We start from the raw sequence: 21103 nt of genomic DNA, 5'->3' as shown, positions 1-21103 counted from the left end.
AGCACCGCCATATCCCGCGCCGCGCTCTCCGCCGCGGGGTCCCCCTCCCGTACCGGCTCCCCCATCAGGACGGCCATCAGGGCATCGCTCCCGGACTCCGCGATGGAGTGCGGGCCCTCCGGCGTATCCGCGTGATGGGCGGGGGTGGTGGAAGGGACCGCGGCGGCCGGGCGACCGGGCAGGGTACCGGTGCCCCCCTCAGGCCGGGGGGTGCCGGTACCCGCCCTTCACCACCGCACTGGTGTCGTACGGCGCCGCGGTCCCGCCCCTGCCGTACGGATCCACCCCTCGGGTCCGTACGGCGGGTCGAACCGTCCGGGGCACGGCCTGGGTGTGCGTGCCCCGGACGGGGTTCATGGGTGAGAAGTAGTTGGAGCGGTGTGAACGGGTGTTGCGTGTCGCGCGGGTCCGGAACGGATCGGGCGAAGAGGGGATCCGGGCGGCGACGGCACCTGGGCGCGACTGGACAGGTGTCGGTGACATCGCCGCCCGGACATCGGGGGCCGGACCGGCGGCGCGGGGCCGCCCGGTGCCGGGGAGGGGCTCAGACCGGCTGCCCGGAGAGGCGTTCGACGGACCGCAGCAGGGCCGAATGGTCGAGCCCGCCGTCGCCCTGGGCGCTCAGCGAGGCGATCAGCTGGGCCACCACGGCGCCCACCGGGAGCGCGGCGCCGACCGTACGGGCCGCGTCGGTGACGATGCCCATGTCCTTGTGGTGGAGGTCGATCCGGAAGCCGGGACGGAAGTCCCGGGCGATGAAGTTGTCCTTCTTGCGGCTCAGCACGGTGGAGCCGGCCAGCCCGCCGCCGAGTACATCCAGCGCGGCCGTCAGATCGACCCCCGACTTCTCCAGGAAGACCACGGCCTCCGCGCACGCCTGGATATTGACGGCCACCACGAGCTGGTTGGCGGCCTTCACGGTCTGCCCGGAGCCGTGCGGTCCGCACCGTACGACGGTCTTCCCCAGCACCTCGAACAGCGGCAGCGCGCTGTCGAAGTCGTCCTGGTCGCCGCCGACCATGATGGACAGCACCGCCTCGACGGCGCCGGCCTCACCGCCGGAGACCGGCGCGTCCAGCACCCGCAGGCCCTTCTCCTTCGCCGCGCCGGCGAGTTCGACCGATGTCCTGGGGGTGATCGACGACATGTCGATCAGCAGGGCGCCCGGGCGGGCATGGGCCAGGATGCCGTCGGGGCCGTAGGCGACGGCCTCGACCTGCGGGGACGCCGGGACCATGGTGATGATGACATCGGCGTCCCGGACGGCCTCGGCGACGGAGGCGGCGGCGGTGCCGCCCGCCGCCGTCAGCCGGTCCAGCTTGGCCTGCTCCAGTGTGAAGCCGGTGACCGGGTATCCGGCCTTGAGCAGGTTCTCGGACATGGGAGAGCCCATGATGCCGAGACCGATCCAGGCCACCGAGGGCAGTGTGCTCATGAGGGTGTGCCTTTCTGGCAGCGGGACGGCGATGCGTCCGGGGGAGCGGGAGGCGGGGAGTCGGGGGTACGGCCGGGGCGGCGGTGGTACGGGTGCCGATGCGGGCTACGGGGGCGGGCGCGCGTGCGGCCACGGGTTCGGGGCGCCGGGGCCGGCGCGACCCGGTTCAGCGCGCGGCGCGGGCCGCGCGGGGCAGCCAGTCGAAGCTCGCCGCGCTCGGCAGGTCGCCGGGCTTGTACTCCAGCCCGACCCACCCGTCGTATCCGGCGCCGGTGAGCAGGGCCAGCAGGTCCGCCAGGGGAAGCGAGCCCGTGCCGGGGGCGCCGCGGCCCGGGTTGTCGGCGATCTGGACATGGCCCACGCGGTCCGCGTGGGTGGCGATCGCCGCTCCGGTGTCCTCGCCGTTCATCGACAGGTGGTAGACGTCCAGCAGGAACTTCGCGTTCCCCAGGCTCGTCGCGGCGTTCACCTTGTCGGCGACTTCCACCGCCGCCGCGGCGGTGACCAGCGGATAGTCCGGGGACTCGGGGCGGTTGAGGGTCTCGACCAGCAGGATCGCGCCGATATCGTGGGCCGCCCGGGCGGCCAGGGCCAGATTCTCCAGGGCCAGGGCGTCCTGGGCGGCGGGGCCGGTGCCGGGGATCCGGTTGCCGTAGAGCGCATTGAGCGCCCGGCAGCCCACGGAGGCGGCGAAACCCGCCGCGACCTCCACATTGGCGCGGAAACGCGCCGACTCCCGGCCCGGCACGGAGAGCGCGCCCCGGTCGGGGCCCGGCAGCTGCCCGGCGTAGAAGTTCAGCCCCACCAGTTCGGTGCCCGCCGCTTCCAGCGCGTGCTTCAGGGCGTCCAGCTCCGTCTGCGGCGGGGTCGGGTCGTCGGGCCAGGGCCACCAGAGTTCGACGGCCGTGAAGCCCGCGGCCGCGGCGGCCGCCGGGCGGTCGAGAAGCGGGAGTTCGGTGAAGAGGATCGACAGGTTCACATCGAAGCGGTGGCCGGTCCAGCCCATGGGGAGCCGCGCCCCTTCCGTATCGCCGGGGTCATTACTGCCGTACTGCTTCCGCACTATTTCCGTAATGTGGAAGTGTTTTTCTGCTCAATGGAAGCGTGCTGGTGAGGTCCGGGGGTTGTCAAGGGGGTGCGCGTCGCCGGTCCGCCGCCGCCGTCCCGGTCGGCTAGGGTCGGCTCGCGGCGGACGGGCCCGGCCGGGTCACATGTCAGGACAGGTGCGGCGGAGCGGGGGAGTACGCGGAATGCAGCAGCTCAGGGTGGAGTTCACGACCGAACCCTTCGACCTCGACGAGGCTCCCCGGCACGCCGTGGTCGCCCGGGAGGTGATCCTCGGCGCCGGGCTGGACGCGGTGGACGTCGGCCCCTTCGGCAACACCGCGGAGGGGCGGGCCGAATCGGTACTGGCCGCCGTGGACGCGCTGCTGCGCCGCTCCCTGGAGGCCGGGGCGACCCGGATATCGCTTCAGGTCAACGTGGTGCCGGGGGAGGGGCGGTGAGCCCCCCGCCGGAGGCCCGGCCGCCCGTGGCCGCCGGTGCCGGAACGCCCGGTGATACGCCCGGCGGTGCGTCTGGCGGCGTGACCGGCGGGGCGGGGGGCGGGGTGCCCGGCGATGCTCCCGGCGGCGTGGGCGGCGCCCCCGTCGATCATCCGCTGGCCCGGGCGGTCGCGCCCCTGGCCGACGCCATGGGTGCCGAACTGGTCCGCCCCGAACTGGCCGGACCGGACGATGTGGTGCTCGCCTGGGAGGGGTGCGAGGTGGTCGCCGTCAGACTGCCGCAGCTCTCCGAATCCCTCGACCGCATCCTGGCCGGGCTTGAGCGCAGCCACGGGATGCCGCTGTCCCGGCTCGACCGCAGGGAGAAGCAGCGGGTGGTCCGGAATCTGGAGGCGCGCGGAGCCTTCGCGGTACGCCACGGTGTGGAGACCGTCGCCGGTGCGCTCGGGGTCAGCCGCTTCACCGTCTACAACTACCTCAACCGGGAGAACGCCCCGAAGGGCGGCTGACACCTCCCGTATACGCCGTACTCCCCGGTGGGCGCGCCCCGGACGAACTTTTCAACAAAGTGTTGACGTTCCCTCGCCGGGCGCGTTAGCTGTGCGCAGCCCGACCAGCGATGCTGCGAGCAAGTGCACGGAGGTACCCGTGACATCGAGTCCACAGCGCCGTCCGGACGCCGGGGAAGCGGCCGGACCCCCCGAAGGGCCCGCGGGTTCTCCCGCCGATTCCCCCGCGGGCCTCGGCCGCTTCAACTCCGCACCGGAGGAGGGCGCGAGAGCCGCGCTCCGCGAGATCTGCGCCAGCGGGGCCTGGGGCAGCGAGCTGCTGGCCCGCCGCCCGTACCCGACCGTCGGACGGCTGCTCGCCGTCAGCGACGCGGCCACGGCGGAACTGACGGCGGACGACCTGGCCGAGGCCGTGGCGGGACACCCGCCGATCGGCCGTCCCCGCCCCGGCGACCCCGTCTCGGCGCGCGAACAGCGCGGTATGTCGGGGGCGTCGGACGCCCTGAAAGCCGAACTCCTGGAGCTGAACCTCGCCTATCAGGAGAAGTTCGGCCATGTCTTTCTGGTCTGCGCCACCGGGCGAACCGGTGAGCAGCTCCGGGACGCGGCCCGGGACCGGCTCGGCAACCCACCGGACCGGGAGCGCGAGATCGTCAGGACCGAGCTGGCCGGAATCAACCGGATCCGGCTCACCCGGCTCGCCGGTTCGTTCCCCGGCGTATGACAGGGGCTGCCTCCGGCCGGCACCCGCCGAAGGCCGCCCGGGCGCCCGAGAACCTCCGAGGAGACGAAGGCCCATGAGTACGCAGACCGCCGCGTCGGTCTCCACCCATGTCCTGGACACCGGCGCGGGCCGCCCCGCGGCGGGCGTCCCCGTCCGGCTGTCGGCCCGGTCCGCGGACCGGGACCCGTGGACGGAGCTGGGCGGTTCGGCCACCGGCGCCGACGGGCGCTGCACGGACCTTCCGGCCCCGCCGGAGGGCACCGGCCAGGTCCGCCTCGTCTTCGGGACCGAGGAGTACTTCCTGGCCGGGCAGACCGGGCAGACCGGGCAGGCCGGTGCGCGACGGACCGGTGTGCGACAGGACGCCGCCGCCCGCCCGGACGGCGGTCCGGGGCCGGTGTTCTTCCCCGAAGTGGCGGTCGTCTTCGCCGTCTCGGCGGGCGAGCACTACCACGTACCGCTGCTGCTCAGTCCGTTCGGCTATTCCGTATACCGAGGGAGCTAGCGGAAGATGCCCACGATTCTCGGCCAGAACCAGTACGGCAAGGCGGAGACCCGCGTGGTGCGGATCGTCCGGGACGGGGACACCCACCACATCAAGGACCTCAGCGTCTCCGTCGCGCTGAGCGGCGATATGGACGAGGTCCACTACTCGGGCTCCAACGCGAAGGTCCTGCCGACCGACACCGCCAAGAACACCGTGTACGCGTTCGCCGGGAAGTACGGCGTCGACTCCGCGGAGCAGTTCGGCATCCACCTGGCCCGCCACTTCGTGACCTCGCAGGACGCGATCCACCGGGCCCGGATACGGATCGAGGAGTACGCCTGGAAGCGCATCGCGACCCCCGGCGCCGGCTCCCGCTCCCGCTCCCCGGGCGCCGGGCGGGCCCGGCACTCGTTCGTCCGCAAGGGGCAGGAGATCCGGCTGGCCCAGGTGGGCTACGACGGCGACGCCTGGCAGATCCTCTCCGGACTGAAGGACCTGTCCGTGCTCAACTCCACGAACTCGGAGTTCCGGGGGTACGTGAAGGACGAGTACACCACCCTGGAGGAGACGTACGACCGCGTCCTGGCCACCGATGTCTCGGCCCGCTGGCGCCACGACTGGACCTCGGAGAGGCAGCCGATGCCGGACTGGGAGAAGTCGTACGCCCGGGCGAAGAGGCAGTTGCTGGAGGCCTTCGCCGAGACCTACTCCTACTCCTTGCAGCAGACGCTGTACGAGATGGGCTCACGGGTGATCGGCGGCCGGAGCGGAATCGACGAGATCCGGCTCTCACTGCCCAACAACCATCACTTCCCGGTCGACCTCGAACCCTTCGGCCCGGCGAACACCACCAACGGCACCACCACCAACGACGGCACGATCAACGACGGCAGCAGGAGCGCGGTCTACTTCGCGGCCGACCGGCCGTACGGCCTGATCGAGGCGACCGTGCTCCGGGACGGTGCGGAGGCCGCCATTCCGGCGGATCTGACCAACCTCTGACCGAATCCGTACGCGCTCCGCCGGTCCGTACCGCCCGCCGGGGCGGGCCGCGGACACCGGAGACCGGCGGGCGGCCGGGCCCGGCAACAGGAGGACGAGGCAGGTATGACCGTTTCCCGTATCGTCATCGAGAACTGCGCCGTCGCGACGGTCGACGCGTACGACACCGAATACCCCGACGGCCATCTCGTCGTCGCCGCGAACCGTATCGAGTCGGTGGGCCCGGGACCCGCGCCCGAAGGGCTCACCGGGGTGGTCCGCCGGATCGACGGCACCGGCCGTCTCGCCACCCCCGGGCTGGTCAACACCCACCACCACTTCTACCAGTGGCTCACCCGCGGGCTGGCCACCGATCACAACCTCTTCAACTGGCTGGTCGCGCTCTACCCCACCTGGGCCCGGATCGACGAACCGATGGTCCGCGCCGCGGCCCGGGGTTCGCTGGCGATGATGGCCCTCGGCGGGGTCACCACGGCCATGGACCACCACTACGTCTATCCGCGCGGCGCCGGTGATCTGACCGGCGCGATCGTCGGCGCCGCCCGTGAACTGGGCGTCCGCTTCACCCTGGCCCGCGGTTCCATGGACCGGGGCGCCTCGGACGGCGGGCTGCCGCCCGATTTCGCGGTGGAGACCCTGGACGGCGCGCTGGCCGCCACGGAGGAGGCGATCGACCGGTACCACGACCCGTCGGCCGGTTCGATGACCCGGATCGCCGTCGCGCCCTGCTCGCCCTTCTCCGTCTCCACCGAACTGATGCGCCAGGCCGCCGGACTCGCCCGGCGCAAGGGGGCACGGCTGCATACCCACGGCTCGGAGACCCTTGAGGAGGAACGATTCTGCAAGGAGTTGTTCGGGATGGGGCCCACCGACTACTTCGCCGATACGGGCTGGCTCGGTGGCGATGTGTGGATGGCCCACTGCGTCCATATGAACGACGCCGACATCGCCGCCTTCGCCCGCACCGGCACCGGTGTCGCGCACTGTCCCTCCTCCAATGCCCGGCTCGCCGCCGGGATCGCCCGGGTCCCCGACATGCTCGCCGCCGGGATCCCCGTCGGCCTCGGGGTCGACGGAACCGCCTCCAACGAATCCGGTGAACTCCGCACCGAACTCCGCAACGCCCTGCTGATCAACCGTCTCGGCGCCCACCGCGAGGCCGCGCTGAACACCCGTCAGGCCCTGCGGCTGGGGACCTACGGTGGGGCCCGGGTACTGGGGCGCCACCGGGAGACCGGCTCCCTGGAGCCGGGCAAGCTGGCCGATCTGGTGCTCTGGCGGCTCGACACCCTCGCCCATTCCTCGATGGCCGACCCGGTGGCCGCGCTGGTCCTGGGCGCCCCGGCCCCCGTCGCCCTCTCCCTCGTGGACGGCCGGCCGGTCGTCGAGGACGGGCATCTGGTGACCGTGGACGAGGACGCCGTTGCCCGCACCACGCGTGACGAGGCCCGCCGCCTGGCCCGGATCGCCCGCTCCGGATAGCCGGCGGGCCGTCACCCCCGGCCGTCACCCCCGGCCGGGGGGGGTGACGGACCCCGGCCGGTAGGGGCCCGTCACCGGTGGCCCGTCCGTCCGCCGTCCGTCCGCCGTCCGGCCGCCGACCGGCGGTCCGGTCGGCTCCGCCGCGGGTCCCGACCCGGTGTCAGACCCTCGTGCGATGCTCGGCACCATGGAACTCGAACGGCTTTTCGTGGATCTGTCCACCGTGAGCTGGGCCGATCTCGAACATGCCTACGGCGGGGCGGAAGACGTTCCTCCGCTGCTGCGGGCGCTGACCGGAGGAGCCGACCAGGCGTCCGAGGCCCTCGACGAGCTGTGGGGCACCATCGTCCACCAGGACACGGTCTACGGAGCGAGCGCCGCCGCCGTGCCGTTCCTCGCGAAGCTGGCCGCCGCCGGTGTGCGCCCCGCCGAACTGCTCGTTCTGCTCGGCGCGATCGCCGAGGGCACCGAAGAGCCCGGCACGGGCGAGCCGGGCGTCTGCCGGGCCGCCGTCGCCGAGCAACTCCCCCTGATACTCCCGCTCACCGGCGCGGCCGACGCCCGGGTGCGCCGTGCCGCGGTGCGCGCCGCGGGCCGGGCCCGGGACACCGCGGCCCGTGCCGCGCTGGCCGCCCGCCGTGCCGAGGAGAAGGACGCGGGCGTACGGGCGGAGCTGCTCGCCGCGCTTGCGCTGCTGGACCCGGCCGCGGCGGCCCGGACGGCGGCCGGGGCGCTGATGGACGGCGAGCCCGCGGAAGCCCGGCTCGTCGCCCTGATGATCTGCGCCGAGACCGGTGCGCCGTGGACGGCGGAGCACCGGGACGCCCTGCTGTCGCTGCTGCCCGCCGGGCCGCTGGTCCCGGGCGGATCCGACCCGTCCCGCGACGAACCGCTGCGCCATATCGTCGGCACCCTGCTGGCCCGTGGCACCGAGACCGACCGCGAGGCGGCCTGCGCCCTGGTGGAGGCCGCGCTCGCGCTGCCCGTGCCCGGGGCGCGGGCCGAGGCGCTGTGGGCCGCGGAGTACGCGTGCCTGGTGTCGCGCGGCGCCCCGGCCCGGCTGGCGCCCGCCGTGGTTCCCCTGCTCTTCGACCCCTCCTTCGGGCCCAAGGAGTCCCTCCTCCCGGTGGTGGAACTGCTCGGCGGCCACGCCGAGGCGGCCGCCCCCGGCCTCGCGGCGCTCGTCGCCGACGACGGTGAATCGGCCGGCCGGGCGCTGGAGGTGCTGGCCCGGCTCGACCCCGGCCGGGCGGCCGGGCTCCTCGCCCGCAGGCTGCGGGCGCGTTCGCCGCTCTCCGGCGGCTCGACCACCTCGCCGGCCGGGTTCGGCGGGTCCGGCGGGCCGGAACCGTGGCCCCTCGGCTCCCTCCCGTACGACCCCGAACTGCTCAACGCCCTCCGGATCGAGCTGGACGCGCTTGCCGAGGCGGCGGACCCGGGCGAGGCCGGCCCGGAGCGGTTCACCGCCCTGCTGGAGGCATGGGGGCCGCGCGCCTCCGCCGCCCTCCCGGAGCTGACCGTGCTCTGCGAGCGCTCCCCGGCACACTTCGCCGCCGCGCTCTCCGCCGTGTGCCCGCCCGAACGGCGGGAGGAGACGGCCGAGCTGCTGCGCCCGGCGGCGGTCTCGGGCCCGATCCACGACCGGTTCGCGGCTGCCGACGCGCTGTACGTCCTGACGGGTGAGACCGCGCCGCTGGTCGGAGCGCTGGCGGACGGGCTGGATCGCGGCCCGGCGGCCGGAGCGGAATCCGGCGCGGCGGCCCGTTCGCAGGTGCGGCCGGTGCCGGTGACGGGACTCGTGGGACGGCCCTCCGGCGCTCCGACGGGTATCCGGACGGCCCGTGTTCCCGCCGCCGGTCCGGCAGCGGACACCCGGGCCCGGGGAGACCGGGCGGACCGGGACCCCGTGCTGCCCCGGGCGGCCGCCCTCGCGAAGACGGCGGCTCTCGGCCGGGCCGCGCTCCCGCTCGCCCCGCGGATCCGGGGCGTCCTCGGGGACACGGCGGCCGGACGCTCCCCGGATTCGCCGGATTCCCTCGCCGACCGGGTCGCGGCGGCCGTCGCCCTCTGGAGACTGACCGGTGACCCGGGGGAGCCGCTGACCGTCCTGGCCGGAGTCCTCAGGGCGGCTGCCGCGGGCCCGGTCCGCGACTGCGCCCGGGCCGTCGCCGAACTCGGGCCGGCGGCCCGCCCGCTGGTCCCGGACCTCACGGCCCTGCTGGACGACCCGGAGCAGGTGCCCGCCGCGGTGCTGGCGCTCGCGGCGGCGGGGTCCGCCCCGGCCGGAGCGGCGGCGCTGGTCCTCGACTGCGCGGAGCACGATACGGATCCGCTGACCTGTCTCGAAGCCCTGGAGGCCCTGGGCCCCGACGCCCTCACCCCGGAGGAGGCCGACCGCCTGGAGGAACTGGCGGAACGGGACCGGCGCATACTCCTCCCCGGCCCGGAGCCCCGTACCCGCGTCCGCGAGGACGAACACCTGCGCCTCCGGGCCAGGGCCCTGCTGGCGGGCCGTACGGAGGATGCCTGAGCCGGACCCGGCAGGCCCGGTGGCGCCCGTCGAAGTGCGCGGCTTCCCGCCGGACCGGGCCCGGGGCCGGGGGTCTGGTGGCAGGGCCGCCGGGCTCGTCGGCGGGGCGTCCCCGGAACGACCGGGCCGGTCCCGTTCCCGCGGGTCGGAGGACCGGGGCCCGCAGCGCCGGGGCGCCGGGCGTCAGGTGCTCTGCTGCGGGGTCCAGCCGGGGTCGCGGCCGCTGAGGCCGATGACCCGGTCGAGCAGCGGCGCGCTCCCGGGGACGGGGACCACCGGGCCGAAGATCGTCCCGCGCATCGGGTCGTCGTCGCCGGTCGCCGCCAGCATCTCGTACGAGACCCGGAGACCCGCCTCGGGCGGATCGTAGGGCTGGCCGGTGGCGCGGGCGAGGTCCCAGCCGTGGACGACCAGTTCGTTCAGGGCCACCTGCCCCGCGATCTCGGCAGGGAAGGTGACGCCCCCCGCCTGGGTCATGCCCTCCCACGCCTCCGCCGAGTCCCATACGTCCCCCAGTTGCCCGAGACGCTCCGGCAGGGCCGTCCGCCAGTCGTCCGCCAGCTCCGGCAGGGCGTTGTCCGGCGGGGTGTCCGTCGTCGGCCCCAGGTCCTTGAGCCCGGCGTCCCGGAAGGCCGTCGCCAGACCGGCGAGATGGCCGAGCAGCTCCCGCACCGTGTAGTCGGGGCACGGCGTCGGCTCTCCGAGCCGCCCGTCGGCCACCCCGTCGAGCAGCCGGGCCACGGCCGCGGCGGCGGGCCGGAGGTCCGGGCGGTTGTTCTCCGGAGAGTTCTCTGCGGTCGATTCCATGCAGGGATGACTGCCCGGCCGGGCGGAACTCATCGCCGGGCACCGCCCGTCCGGCCGTGCCGGAGCGGACCGCGCATCCGCAGGACCCGCCCCGCCCGGCGCGACACCCCCCCGGGGGTACGCGCGTCCGGACACGGGCCCGCCACCGGGGTGCCGGGCGCTGCCCGGAGGCCCACGGGTGGCCGCAGGGCCGGTGCGTGCCGGACTCCGGGGGTGCCGGTCCGGCCCTGCGGGAGGCGCCGCCCCGGGCCGGCGCCGGACACGGGGGTGCCGGTCCACCCGGACGAGGACGCCGCCCGGGCCCGGGGTCTCCCGCGGGACGCCATCTGCCGCCGGGCGCCGAGCCGTTGGGTGGTATGTGCAGCGAACCGCCCGCAGGATCGGCCACCGCCGCCACCCCTCCGTACCGAAAGCGGGAATGCGTAGGCTAGCCTTACCTAAGTAATTCTGCCCGGCGTATGGTCACGGGCTTGGTGGCGAGGGCTCGGGCGGGCGGAGGACGCGGTGGGGGTCACAGGGCTGTCGCGGGGCTCCGTACTGGCACGGGCCGTCTCCGGACAGAAACGCGATCTCGGCATCGCCGGGGCCGTCGGAGCCGCCCACCAGACCGGGGAGGCCCTCGTCCCCGTCCTCATCGGTGTGGTCATCGACCGTGGGGTCGCCGAGGGCAACGGTACCGGACTGCTCATCGGCCTGGCCGTCCTCGCCGCCGTCTACGCCGCGCTCTCCTTCGGCTTCCGGTTCGGCGCCCGCGCCGGTGAGCGCGCCGCCGAGAACGCCGCGCACACCCTCCGGGTCCGGCTCACGGCCCGGGTCCTCGCACCCGAAGGCGGTGCCGACACCGGCCGGCTGCCCGGCGAGCTGACCAATATCGCCACCGAGGACGCCAAGCGCGTCGGCGCCTCCCTGATGGCCCTGGTCCTCGGCCTCTGGGCGGTGACCGGCCTGGTCGTCAGCGCGGTCGTGCTGCTGAGGATCTCCGTACTGCTCGGTCTCGTCGTCCTCGTCGGCACTCCGCTGCTGCTGGCCGCCGGCCATCTGCTGAGCAAGCCGCTGGAGCGGCGCAGCGCGGCCGAGCAGGAGCGGGCCGCCCATGCCTCCGGAGTCGCGGCCGACCTCGTCGCCGGGCTCAGGGTGCTCAAGGGCATCGGCGCCGAACCCGCCGCCGTCGACCGCTACCGGCGGACCAGCCGCGCCTCTCTCGCCGCGACCCTCGCGGCGGCCCGGGCCCAGGCCGCCCAGAACGGTATGGTCCTCGCCCTCACCGGGGTGTTCATCGCCCTGGTCGCCCTGGTCGGCGGCCGTCTCGCGGTCCGCGGCGACATCACCCTCGGCGAGTTGGTCTCCGCCGCGGGGCTCGCGCTCTTCCTGATCGGACCGCTCTCCCTCTTCTCCTACGTCAACGCCGAACTCGCCCAGGGCCGGGCCTCCGCTGCCCGGATCGCCTCGGTGCTCGACGCCCCCGGCGCCGTCACCCCCGGAGCGCGGCCGCCCGCCGAGCCCGCCCGGGGCGGGATCCGGCTCCGCGGACTGTCGTACGGCAGCCTCGAAGGCATCGACCTCGACCTGGCGCCCGGCGCGTTCACCGGGGTCGTCGCCACCGATCCGGCCGACGCGGAGGCACTGCTCGCCGCGCTCGCCCGCCGCGGTGACCCCGACAGCGGCTCCGCGGAACTCGACGGCGTGCCCCTTCAGGACCTCGACCCCGGCGCCCTGCGCGCCGCCGTGCTCGTCGCCCCGCACGAGGCGGACCTCTTCGCGGGCACCCTGGCCGCCAATGTCGCCGCCGCCGTACCGCACGCCGATACGGACACCGGGCCCGCGCTGGCCGCGTCCGCCGCGGACGAGGTGATCCGGACGCTGCCCCGGGGCGCGGACACCGAGATCGCCGAAGGCGGCCGCTCCCTCTCCGGCGGCCAGCGCCAGCGCGTCGCCCTGGCCCGCGCGCTTGCCGCCGATCCGCCGGTCCTCGTCCTCCACGACCCGGTGAACGCCGTCGACTCGGTCACCGAGACCAGGATCGCGGGCGGTGTCCGGGAGCTGCGCCGCGGCCGTACCACCGTGGTCGTCACCAGCAGTCCGGCGCTGCTCGCGGCCGCCGATTCCGTGGTCCTGGTGGAGCGGGGGCGGGTGACGGCGACCGCGCCCCACGCCGACCTCGTCCGGACCAGCCTCGCCTACCGGGAAGCGGTGCTCTCATGACCGGATCGCCCGACGGGAACCGTACGGCCCCGGCGCCGGCCGGACCCCCGGTATCTCCCGGGGACCCCGCACCCGGCGACGATCACAGCAGCCATAGCAGCCATAGCAGCCATAGCAGCCACAGCGGCACCGACGGCGCCGACGGTCACGACGGCCCGGTGAATCCGGACCTGCTGCCCGTCGCCACGGCCGCCCGGACCGGGGCCGCCGTCCGTGAGCTGGTCCGCCCGCACCGCCGGCTGGCCGCCGGGGGCGTCGCCGTACTGATCGCCGCCACCGCCGTCGGGCTGCTCACCCAGCCGCTGATCGGCCGGATCGTCGATATCGCCGCGGGCAACAGCCCGGCTTCCGCGCTGACCGCGGTCGTGCTGCTGCTGATGGCCGTCGCGCTCGTCCAGGGCCTGGCGACCGCCGCCGGGCTCGGACTGGTGGCACGGCTCGGCGAGACCGTCCTCGCCCAGCTGCGGGAACGTTTCATCGAGCGCGCGCTCGGGCTGCCGCTGGAGCGCGTCGAGCGGGCCGGATCGGGTGATCTGACCGCCCGGGTCACCGGGGACGTGTCGGTCGTCGCCGAGGCCGTACGGCGGGCGCTGCCCGAATTCGTCCGCTCCGTTCTGGCTATCGTCCTCACCCTCGGCGCCCTGGCGGTCCTCGACTGGCGGTTCCTGCTCGCCGCGCTGGTCGCGGTACCCGTCCAGGCGCTGACCGCGCGCTGGTACCTCCGCCGTGCCACCCCCCTCTTCGCCCGGCAGCGCGTCGCGGGCGGCGCCCAGCAGCAGCAGATGCTCGACACCGTGCGCGGTGCGGCCACCGTCCGCGCCTTCCGCCTGGAGCGTGAGCACACCGCCCGGGTCACCGAGCGCTCCCGGTCGCTGGTCGGCCTGACGATGCGGGGCGTCGACCTGGTCCTCAACTTCTACGGCCGGCTGCACATCGCCGAGTTCATCGGCCTCGCGGCGGTGCTGGTGACCGGATACGTCCTGGTACGCGACGGCTCGGCGTCCATCGGTACGGCGACCGCCGCCGCGCTCTACTTCCACAGCCTCTTCACGCCGATCAACGCGGCGCTGATCCTCCTGGACGACGCGCAGTCGGCGGCGTCGGGCCTGGCCCGGATCGTCGGGGTCGCCGACGAACCCCCGCCGGACGGTGACGCGGCCCGCAACGGCACCACGGCCGGCCGGGCGGCCGGGCCCGCCGCCACGGGCGCCCGCGCCACCGCGCCGTCCGCGCCGCCGAAGGCGTCCGCCGCCGTGCCGCCCGCCCCTCGGGACGCGTCCGTCACCGTCACGGGGCTCCACCACGCGTACGACGACGGCCACCCCGTCCTGCACGGCGTCGACCTGACGATCCGGCCCGGTGAGCGCGTGGCACTCGTCGGTGCCAGCGGCGCCGGGAAGACCACCCTCGCCAAGCTGATCGCGGGCATCCACCGGCCCCTGGCCGGCAGCGTCACCATCGGCGGCACGCCCCTCGGCGAGCTGCCGGCCCGGACCCTCCGCCGGACCGTCGCCCTGGTCTCCCAGGAGACGCACGTCTTCGCCGGCCCCCTCGCGGACGACCTCCGGCTGGCCCGCCCGGACGCCACCGACGGTGAACTGAGGGACGCCCTCGACCGGGTCTCCGCCCTCACCTGGGCCGAATCGCTGCCCGACGGCCTCGCGACCGTCGTCGGCGACAGCGGCCACCGCGTCGACGGCGCCCGGGTCCAGGCCCTGGCCCTCGCCCGGCTGATCCTCGCCGATCCGCCCGTGGTCGTTCTCGACGAGGCCACCGCCGAGGCCGGCAGCGCCGGGGCACGGGGCCTGGAGAAGGCGGTGCTCCGCGCCGTCGAAGGCCGTACGGCGCTGATCGTGGCCCACCGGCTGACCCAGGCCGCGACCGCCGACCGCGTCGTCGTCATGGACGCCGGACGGATCGTCGAATCCGGCACCCACGACGGACTGCGCGCCGCGGGGGGACCGTACGCCGCCCTGTGGGACGCCTGGTCCCGCAACCGGGAAACCGAGCGGTAGCCCCGCGCCCGGCGCCGTAACGCCACCGCCCACGAGCCCGCCCACGAGCCCGCCGACAACCACGGCACCCGCCCACGGCGAACCGTCCGCCCCCCGCGGACACCGGAACCCCGCAGTACCCGCACCACCGCAGTACTCGCAGTACCGCAGAACCCCGCAGAACCCGCAGAACCAGAAGGAAACCCTCATGGCCCGCTCCCCGAGGACCGCGCGGATCACCGCCGCGGTCGCTTCCACCCTGCTGCTCGTCACCGCCGCCACCGCCTGCGGCGGGGATTCCGGCGGTTCCGGCGGCTCGTCCGCGAAGGACTCCGGCGCCGGGAGCGGCTCCGGTGCCTTCCCCGTCACCCTCGACCACAAGTACGGCAGCACGACCATCAAGTCCGAGCCCAAGCGGATCGTCACCCTCGGTCTGACGGACCAGGACGCGGTGCTCGCCGTCGGCAAGGTCCCCGTCGGCTCGATGGACTGGCTCTCCGCGCACAAGGGCACCATCGGCCCTTGGGCCAAGGACGAACTGGGCACCGCCGAACTGCCCGTCACCCTCAAGAACACCGGCACCGGACCGCAGATCGAGAAGGTCGCGGCGCTCAAGCCCGACCTCATCCTCTCCGTCTACGGCAGCCTCACCAAGGAGCAGTACACGGCGCTGTCGAAGTTCGCGCCGGTCGTCGCCCAGCCCAAGAAGTACAACGACTGGGGCGTGCCGTGGCAGGAGCAGACCACGCGCATCGGCGCCGCGGTGGGCCGCCCCGCCGAGGCGGCCAAGGCCGTCGCCGAGACCGAGAAGAAGATCGCCGCGCTGGCGAAGCCCGAGTTCAAGGGGAAGACCGCGGTCATCGGCACCCCGTACGAGGGCATGTTCATCTGGGGCACCCAGGACCCCCGCTCCCGGCTGCTCAACGGCCTCGGCTTCCAGCTGCCCGCCGGTCTCGACAAGGTCATCGGCAGCCAGTTCGGCGCGAGCATCAGCAAGGAGCGCACCGACCTCCTCGACAACGACGCCATCGTCTGGATGGTCGGCGATGTCACCAAGGACGCGGCCAAGCTGCGCAAGGACCCCTCGTACGGCGGTCTGAAGGTCGTCAAGGAGGGCCGTGAGGTCTATGTCCAGGAGTCCGGCGACTACGGCCACGCCATGTCCTTCGGCACCGTGCTCAGCCTGCCGTACGTGGTCGAGCGGCTCGCCCCGCAGCTGACCGCCGCGCTGGACGGCAAGCCGGAGACCGCGGTGCAGCAGCCCGCCTCCTGACCGCCGGCCCGTGCCCGGCGGCACGCCCCGGCGCCCGACCGCCGACCCGACGACCCCGAGGAGACGACCGGTGCATCCGGTGACTCCGGTTCCCCCGGAGAAGACCGCGGCCGCGGGCGCCGCCGTACCCGCGGCCGCCCCGACCGGTGCCGCGCGGCGCGGCCGGGGCCTGCTGCTGGTGGCGGGCTCCGCCGCCCTGCTGCTCGCCCTGGTCACCGTGTCGCTGCTGTACGGTGCCCTCCAGGTGCCCCCGGCCGATGTCTGGCGCACCCTGCTGGGGGATCCGCCCAGCGACCGGGTCTCCAACGCGATCTGGTCCGTCCGGGTCCCGCGGACCGCCCTCGGTGTCGCCGCCGGGGCGGCCCTCGGACTCGCCGGGGCGCTGATGCAGGCCCTGACCCGGAACCCCCTCGCCGACCCCGGACTCCTCGGGGTCAGCGCGGGCGCCGCGTTCGCGATCGTCGTCGCGGTCGGGGTCCTCGGCATCGGCTCGGCGTACGCGTACATCTGGTTCGCCTTCGCCGGAGCGCTCGGCGCCAGCCTGCTGGTGTACGTGCTGGGCGCGCTCGGCCGCTCCGGCTCCACCCCGGTCAAGCTGGCCCTCTCCGGGGTCGCCGTCACCTCTCTGCTGGGCTCGCTGACCAGCGCCGTCGCGCTGACCACCCCAGAAGCGCTCGACCGCTTCCGGTTCTGGTCCGCCGGAACGCTGGCCAACCAGTCCGCCGACGTACTGCTGCGGATGCTGCCGTTCCTCGTCGCTGGCGCACTGGTCGCGTTCGCCCTCGCCCCCTCGCTCAACAGCCTCGCCCTCGGCGACGACGTCGCGACCTCGCTCGGGCTCCGCACCGGCCGGATCCGGGCCTTCGGCGTGGTCGCCGTCACCCTGCTCGTCGGGTCTGCGGTGGCCGTCGTCGGACCCGTCGTGTTCGTCGGACTCGTCGTCCCCCACAGCGCCCGCGTCCTGCTCCAGTACGCCGGAATCGGCCCCGACCAGCGCTGGCTGCTGCCCCTGTCGGCGCTGCTCGCACCGGTACTGCTGCTCGCCGCGGACGTGGCCGGGCGGCTGCTGGCCCGGCCCGCCGAGATCCAGGCGGGCATCCTCGTCGCCTTCGTCGGCGGCCCGCTGTTCATCGTGATGGTCCGCCGCCGACGACTCGCGGAGCTGTGAACCCATGACCGACCTCCTCACGGGCCGCGGCGGCCCGGCCGCCGAGGCCGACGGCGGGCGCCGCGGCGACCGGCTGCCGTTCCGGCTCGCCCTCCCGCCCGTCTCCGGTGTGCTGCGGCCCCGGCTCGTGGCCGTGTCCACGGGCCTCGCCGCCGCTGTCTTCGCCGTCTTCTGCTGGGGCATGACCATCGGGGACATGCCGATGGCCGTCGGCGACGTCGTCCGCGCCCTGTTCGGCTCCGGCGACCCGGGCAACCAGCTCATCGTCCGCGAACTCCGGCTGCCCCGGGCACTGGCCGGTCTCCTCGTGGGCTGCGCCTTCGGCCTCTCCGGGGCCCTCTTCCAGACCCTCACCCGCAATCCGCTCGCCAGCCCCGACATGCTCGGCATCACCCAGGGCGCGGGCGCGGCGGTCGTCGCGGGAATCGTCCTCGGTGTCGGTGGCTCCCTGAGCACCCAGCTGCTCGGCCTGCTCGGCGCGTTCGGCGCGGCCGCCGTGGTCTACCTTCTGGCATGGCGGCGCGGCGCGACCGGCTACCGCATCATCCTCGTCGGTATCGGCGTCGCGTGGATCTGCACCAGCGTCACCGACTATCTGCTGGCCCGGGGAGCACGGCAGGACGCCCAGGCGGCGCTCGGCTGGCTGGTCGGCAACCTCAACGGCCGCGACTGGCCGCAGATCACCCCGCTGCTGTGGACCCTGGCCGTACTGGGACCCGTGGCACTGCTGCTCGGCCGCCAGTTGCGTGACCTCCAGCTCGGCGACGACGTGGCGCGCGGCCTCGGCATCCGGGTCCAGGGGGTCCGGATCACCGCGCTGCTCACCGGAGTCGGCCTGGCCGCGTTCGGCGCGGCCGCCGCGGGCCCGGTCGCCTTCGTCGCCCTGGCCGCCCCGCAGATCGCGCAGCGGCTCGCCCGTACCGCCTGGCCGCCGCTGGTCGCCTCGGGCCTCGCGGGAGCCCTGATGGTCCTCGTATCCGATCTCATCGCCCGCAGGCTCGTCCCCGACACCGAACTGCCCGTGGGCGTCGTCACCGGAGTGCTCGGCGCGCCGGTACTGCTGTGGCTGCTCGTCCGTGCCAACCGCGCGGGTTCAGGAGGCTGAAGACATGACCGACAAGTCCGTCACCGTGCCGGAGCGCCCGGCCGCGGCCGCCGCACCCGGGGCCTCCGACGCGACCGGGCCGGGCCCCTCCCGGGGGCTCAGGGCCGAGGGCCTGCGGCTGGCGTACGACGACCGGGTCGTCGTCGACGGCCTCGACGTGTCGTTCCCGGCCGGCCGGATCACCGCCATCGTCGGCGCCAACGCCTGCGGCAAGTCCACCCTGCTGCGGGCGCTGGCCCGGCTGCTGGCACCCCGGGCCGGGACGGTCACCCTCGACGGGCGGTCCGTCCACGCCACCCCCACCCGGGAACTCGCCCGCAGCCTCGGCATCCTCCCGCAGACCCCGGTCGCCCCCGAGGGCCTGACCGTCGTCGACCTCGTCGGCCGCGGCCGCTCGCCGCACCAGACCTGGTGGCGCCAGTGGTCCCCGGCGGACGAGCGCGCCGTCCGCGACGCGCTGCGCGCCACCGGGATGTCGGAGCTGGCGGACCGCCCGGTCGACGAACTCTCCGGCGGCCAGCGGCAGCGCGCCTGGATCGCGATGGCCGTCGCCCAGGAGACTCCGGTGCTGCTGCTCGACGAGCCCACGACCTATCTCGACCTGGCACACCAGATCGACGTCCTCGACCTGGTCACGGATCTCAACCGGACCGAGGGCAGGACCGTCGTGATGGTCCTGCACGACCTCAACCAGGCATGCCGGTACGCCGACCATGTGATCGCCCTGAAGTCCGGGCGCCTGGTCGCCGAAGGGCGGCCGGCGGACGTGGTGACGGAAGAACTGGTGGCGGAGGTCTTCGGCCTGCGGTGCCGGATTGCGGAGGACCCGGTGAGCGGGACCCCGATGGTGATCCCCATCAGCCGCCATGCCCCTGCGGGGGGCTCGCGGGCCTGACCCCGCTCCGGGTGGCCCCGCTCCCGGGTTGCGGCCCGGGGCCCGGATCCCCCGGGGTACGCCTCGGGCGCTCGTACGGCGGGCTGCGCCCGGCCCGACGGTCCCGTGCTGTGCCCGGTGCCTTGTACGGGTGGGCCGGGTTCCCTGTTGCTCCGGCGGGCGTTGCGGGCCCGGGGCCGACTCCGCTCCGGGCGGGCCCCGGCCCCGGATCCCCCGGGTTGCGCCTCGGGCGCTCGTACGGCGGGCTGCGCCCGGCCCGACGGTCCCGTGCTGTGCCCGGGACCGTGCGCCGCGGACTGCGCTCCGCCGCCCCGAACCCGATGCGGAGCACCGCGACACGGGCCGCAAGCCGCCGTGCCGCCGGGGGAGCGGGGACCGTTCCGAGGGGGCCGAAGCCGGACCACCCAGGGGCGCTGGGGGCACCTCCCACGCGGCCAGGCGTAGGGGACGGAACTGCGCGACCAGCCTCCGACCGGGCCGGGGACGGCCGGGGAACAGTCCCCGGCAGACGCGCCGTCGCAGGGCCCGGCCGGGTGCGGCTCGTCACTTTTCCCCGGAGCGCCCGGAGTCGGGCCACGGCAGGCACGGGCCGTCAGGGCGGTGCAGACGATGACCTGCCCGGCGCCCGGTCAACTCCGCTCGGCATCCGCCCGGTTGCGGGGAGCGCCGGGGACGCTCGGGGGCTTGCTTGCCGGGCCCCGGGCCGGGGATATTGGACCGGCCCGGCTGGTCTGGACCATTAGCCGCTCGCCGGGTAACCCCCCGCCCCCACCCCCACTCCCGGAACACCGCCCCCACCGACATTCGACGCTTTCGCCAGCGGAGGCCGATCGTGCACCGTCCCCCCACCCGCACCGCGCTGCTCGGCGCGGCCGCCGCCCTGTTCCTGCTCGCCGGCTGTTCCGGCGACGGGGAGAAGAAGGACACGAGTCCCCCCACCACCCCCACCGATCTCAGCGCCCAGGCGGGCAGTGCCACCTCCGTCCATGTCATGTGGCACGCCGCCAAGGACGACAAGGCCGTCACGGGCTACGAGATCTACCAGAAGGGCCGCAAGGTCAAGACCGTGGCGGGCGACCGGACCATGGTCGACGTCGAGGGGCTCACCCCGTCGACCGCGTACGACTTCACCGTCCGCGCCCGCGACGCCGCCGGAAATCTCTCCCTGGCCGCCCAGCCGGTCACGGTCACCACCCCCGCCCCCACCCCGGACGACAAGAAGGCCCCCAGCACGCCCGCCGCGCTGCGCGGCAAGGTCGACGGCGGTCGGGCGGTCACTCTCGACTGGCGGGCCTCGACCGACAACCTGAAGGTGACGGCGTACGACGTCTATCAGGAGGACACCCGGATCCACAGCGTCTCCGGCACCGAGACCACGGCCCGGGTCACCAGCCTGCGCCCCGGTACGGTCTACACCTTCACCGTCCGGGCCCGGGACGCCGGTGAGAACTCCTCGCCGGACAGCAATGCCGTGGACCTGACGACACCCGCGGCCCCCGGCGGCGGACCCCCCACCGCCCCCACCGGACTGAACGTCGCCGTCCGCAAGGGCAGTGTGGAGCTGAGCTGGCTGCCGCCGGACGCGGGCGGCGAGATCAAGAGCCACGAGCTGTATCTCAACGGGAAGCTCGCCACGACGATCGTCTGGGGCGGGGAGCAGCCCGAAGGCCGCGCGTCGTACACCATGACGGTGACGGACCCGCCGGGCACCCGCTACAGCGTCAAGCTCCGGGCCAAGCTGCCCGACGGGAAGTGGGGCGACTTCTCGGCCCAGCGGACCGTGATCATCCGCTGAACCCGGCCCGCCCGGCCCGCCCGGCTCGCCCGGCTACCCGGCTGATTGCCCGCCCGGCACCGGCGGCGGTGCCGGTGCCTCCGCCGGTACCCCGCCGGTGCCGGTTCGGGCGCCCGTGCCGGTAGCGTGACGGAGCTTGTGGCCGAACTGCTCGACCGCGGCCAGGCGGTCCGCGCACTGACCCGTGATC

The 21103-nt window shown here is 74.7% G+C and carries 17 protein-coding genes; 14 read left to right on the top strand and 3 right to left on the bottom strand.

The genetic code is table 11. The annotated features are described in order from the left end of the window. Nucleotides 1-544: 544 nt before the first annotated feature. Entirely contained in the window at nucleotides 545-1435 is an 891-nt protein-coding gene (locus tag ACWDR0_RS30525) for a 2-hydroxy-3-oxopropionate reductase (protein WP_456355044.1), read from the bottom strand. Nucleotides 1436-1601: 166 nt separating this feature from the next. Continuing rightward, nucleotides 1602-2441, bottom strand: coding sequence for a TIM barrel protein (locus tag ACWDR0_RS30520; RefSeq protein ID WP_456355047.1), 840 nt, complete (start codon nucleotides 2439-2441; stop codon nucleotides 1602-1604). A gap of 244 nt (nucleotides 2442-2685) precedes the next feature. Between ACWDR0_RS30520 and ACWDR0_RS30515 the strand changes: the two genes are divergently transcribed. The 7 genes from ACWDR0_RS30515 (at nucleotide 2686) to ACWDR0_RS30485 (ending at nucleotide 9674) form a co-directional block, all read left to right on the top strand. After that, entirely contained in the window at nucleotides 2686-2940 is a 255-nt protein-coding gene (locus ACWDR0_RS30515) for a hypothetical protein (RefSeq protein WP_456355043.1), read from the top strand. A 188-nt stretch (nucleotides 2941-3128) separates the two neighbouring features. After that, nucleotides 3129-3449, top strand: coding sequence for a helix-turn-helix domain-containing protein (locus tag ACWDR0_RS30510; protein WP_456355046.1), 321 nt, complete (start codon nucleotides 3129-3131; stop codon nucleotides 3447-3449). A 139-nt stretch (nucleotides 3450-3588) separates the two neighbouring features. Next, on the top strand, nucleotides 3589-4173 hold the full coding sequence (uraD, locus tag ACWDR0_RS30505; RefSeq protein ID WP_456355042.1) for a 2-oxo-4-hydroxy-4-carboxy-5-ureidoimidazoline decarboxylase: 585 nt from the start codon (nucleotides 3589-3591) through the stop codon (nucleotides 4171-4173). Nucleotides 4174-4246: 73 nt separating this feature from the next. Next, entirely contained in the window at nucleotides 4247-4678 is a 432-nt protein-coding gene (gene uraH / locus ACWDR0_RS30500) for a hydroxyisourate hydrolase (RefSeq protein ID WP_456355041.1), read from the top strand. Nucleotides 4679-4684: 6 nt separating this feature from the next. Further along, a complete protein-coding gene (gene pucL, locus ACWDR0_RS30495; protein ID WP_456355040.1) occupies nucleotides 4685-5662 on the top strand; it encodes a factor-independent urate hydroxylase in 978 nt (325 codons plus the stop codon). A 105-nt stretch (nucleotides 5663-5767) separates the two neighbouring features. Then, nucleotides 5768-7144 (top strand): 8-oxoguanine deaminase, encoded by a 1377-nt coding sequence (locus tag ACWDR0_RS30490; protein WP_456355039.1) that lies wholly within the window; start codon nucleotides 5768-5770, stop codon nucleotides 7142-7144. 175 nt (nucleotides 7145-7319) lie between these two features. Next, nucleotides 7320-9674, top strand: coding sequence for a hypothetical protein (locus ACWDR0_RS30485; RefSeq protein WP_456355038.1), 2355 nt, complete (start codon nucleotides 7320-7322; stop codon nucleotides 9672-9674). Nucleotides 9675-9857: 183 nt separating this feature from the next. Here the strand turns inward: ACWDR0_RS30485 and ACWDR0_RS30480 are convergent, their stop codons facing one another. Beyond that, nucleotides 9858-10481: a TIGR03086 family metal-binding protein gene (locus ACWDR0_RS30480; RefSeq protein WP_456355037.1), complete on the bottom strand. Its 624-nt coding sequence runs from the start codon at nucleotides 10479-10481 to the stop codon at nucleotides 9858-9860. A gap of 504 nt (nucleotides 10482-10985) precedes the next feature. Here ACWDR0_RS30480 and ACWDR0_RS30475 point away from each other — a divergent pair. From ACWDR0_RS30475 to ACWDR0_RS30445, 7 genes are all read left to right on the top strand, one after another. Then, nucleotides 10986-12683, top strand: a complete 1698-nt coding sequence (locus ACWDR0_RS30475; RefSeq protein WP_456355036.1) for an ABC transporter ATP-binding protein — start codon at nucleotides 10986-10988, stop codon at nucleotides 12681-12683. Beyond that, complete coding sequence (locus ACWDR0_RS30470; protein ID WP_456355035.1) at nucleotides 12680-14698, top strand: ABC transporter ATP-binding protein; 2019 nt, start codon at nucleotides 12680-12682, stop codon at nucleotides 14696-14698. Before ACWDR0_RS30475 ends, ACWDR0_RS30470 begins: the two co-directional genes overlap by 4 nt. Before the next feature lie 187 nt (nucleotides 14699-14885). Further along, nucleotides 14886-15950 (top strand): iron-siderophore ABC transporter substrate-binding protein, encoded by a 1065-nt coding sequence (locus ACWDR0_RS30465; RefSeq protein ID WP_456355034.1) that lies wholly within the window; start codon nucleotides 14886-14888, stop codon nucleotides 15948-15950. A 178-nt stretch (nucleotides 15951-16128) separates the two neighbouring features. Continuing rightward, a complete protein-coding gene (locus ACWDR0_RS30460; protein WP_456355045.1) occupies nucleotides 16129-17118 on the top strand; it encodes a FecCD family ABC transporter permease in 990 nt (329 codons plus the stop codon). Nucleotides 17119-17122: 4 nt separating this feature from the next. Then, nucleotides 17123-18223, top strand: a complete 1101-nt coding sequence (locus ACWDR0_RS30455) for a FecCD family ABC transporter permease (RefSeq protein WP_456355033.1) — start codon at nucleotides 17123-17125, stop codon at nucleotides 18221-18223. A gap of 4 nt (nucleotides 18224-18227) precedes the next feature. Further along, nucleotides 18228-19118, top strand: coding sequence for an ABC transporter ATP-binding protein (locus tag ACWDR0_RS30450; protein ID WP_456355032.1), 891 nt, complete (start codon nucleotides 18228-18230; stop codon nucleotides 19116-19118). 832 nt (nucleotides 19119-19950) lie between these two features. Beyond that, nucleotides 19951-20913 (top strand): fibronectin type III domain-containing protein, encoded by a 963-nt coding sequence (locus ACWDR0_RS30445; RefSeq protein ID WP_456355031.1) that lies wholly within the window; start codon nucleotides 19951-19953, stop codon nucleotides 20911-20913. The last annotated feature ends 190 nt before the right edge of the window (nucleotides 20914-21103 follow it).

The organism is Streptomyces sp. NPDC003691, from assembly GCF_053981115.1.
This window is presented reverse-complemented; position numbering and strand designations above follow the sequence as displayed.

Bases quoted from the DNA above. Each gene is read 5' to 3' on its own strand.
- ACWDR0_RS30485 (WP_456355038.1), top strand. From the start codon at position 7,320: ATGCTCGGCACCATGGAACTCGAACGGCTTTTCGTGGATCTGTCCACC.
- pucL (WP_456355040.1), top strand. From the start codon at position 4,685: ATGCCCACGATTCTCGGCCAGAACCAGTACGGCAAGGCGGAGACCCGC.
- ACWDR0_RS30515 (WP_456355043.1), top strand. From the start codon at position 2,686: ATGCAGCAGCTCAGGGTGGAGTTCACGACCGAACCCTTCGACCTCGAC.
- ACWDR0_RS30520 (WP_456355047.1), bottom strand. From the start codon at position 2,441: ATGGGCTGGACCGGCCACCGCTTCGATGTGAACCTGTCGATCCTCTTC.
- ACWDR0_RS30490 (WP_456355039.1), top strand. From the start codon at position 5,768: ATGACCGTTTCCCGTATCGTCATCGAGAACTGCGCCGTCGCGACGGTC.
- ACWDR0_RS30470 (WP_456355035.1), top strand. From the start codon at position 12,680: ATGACCGGATCGCCCGACGGGAACCGTACGGCCCCGGCGCCGGCCGGA.
- ACWDR0_RS30455 (WP_456355033.1), top strand. From the start codon at position 17,123: ATGACCGACCTCCTCACGGGCCGCGGCGGCCCGGCCGCCGAGGCCGAC.
- uraH (WP_456355041.1), top strand. From the start codon at position 4,247: ATGAGTACGCAGACCGCCGCGTCGGTCTCCACCCATGTCCTGGACACC.
- ACWDR0_RS30510 (WP_456355046.1), top strand. From the start codon at position 3,129: ATGGGTGCCGAACTGGTCCGCCCCGAACTGGCCGGACCGGACGATGTG.
- ACWDR0_RS30450 (WP_456355032.1), top strand. From the start codon at position 18,228: ATGACCGACAAGTCCGTCACCGTGCCGGAGCGCCCGGCCGCGGCCGCC.
- ACWDR0_RS30465 (WP_456355034.1), top strand. From the start codon at position 14,886: ATGGCCCGCTCCCCGAGGACCGCGCGGATCACCGCCGCGGTCGCTTCC.
- ACWDR0_RS30480 (WP_456355037.1), bottom strand. From the start codon at position 10,481: ATGGAATCGACCGCAGAGAACTCTCCGGAGAACAACCGCCCGGACCTC.
- ACWDR0_RS30525 (WP_456355044.1), bottom strand. From the start codon at position 1,435: ATGAGCACACTGCCCTCGGTGGCCTGGATCGGTCTCGGCATCATGGGC.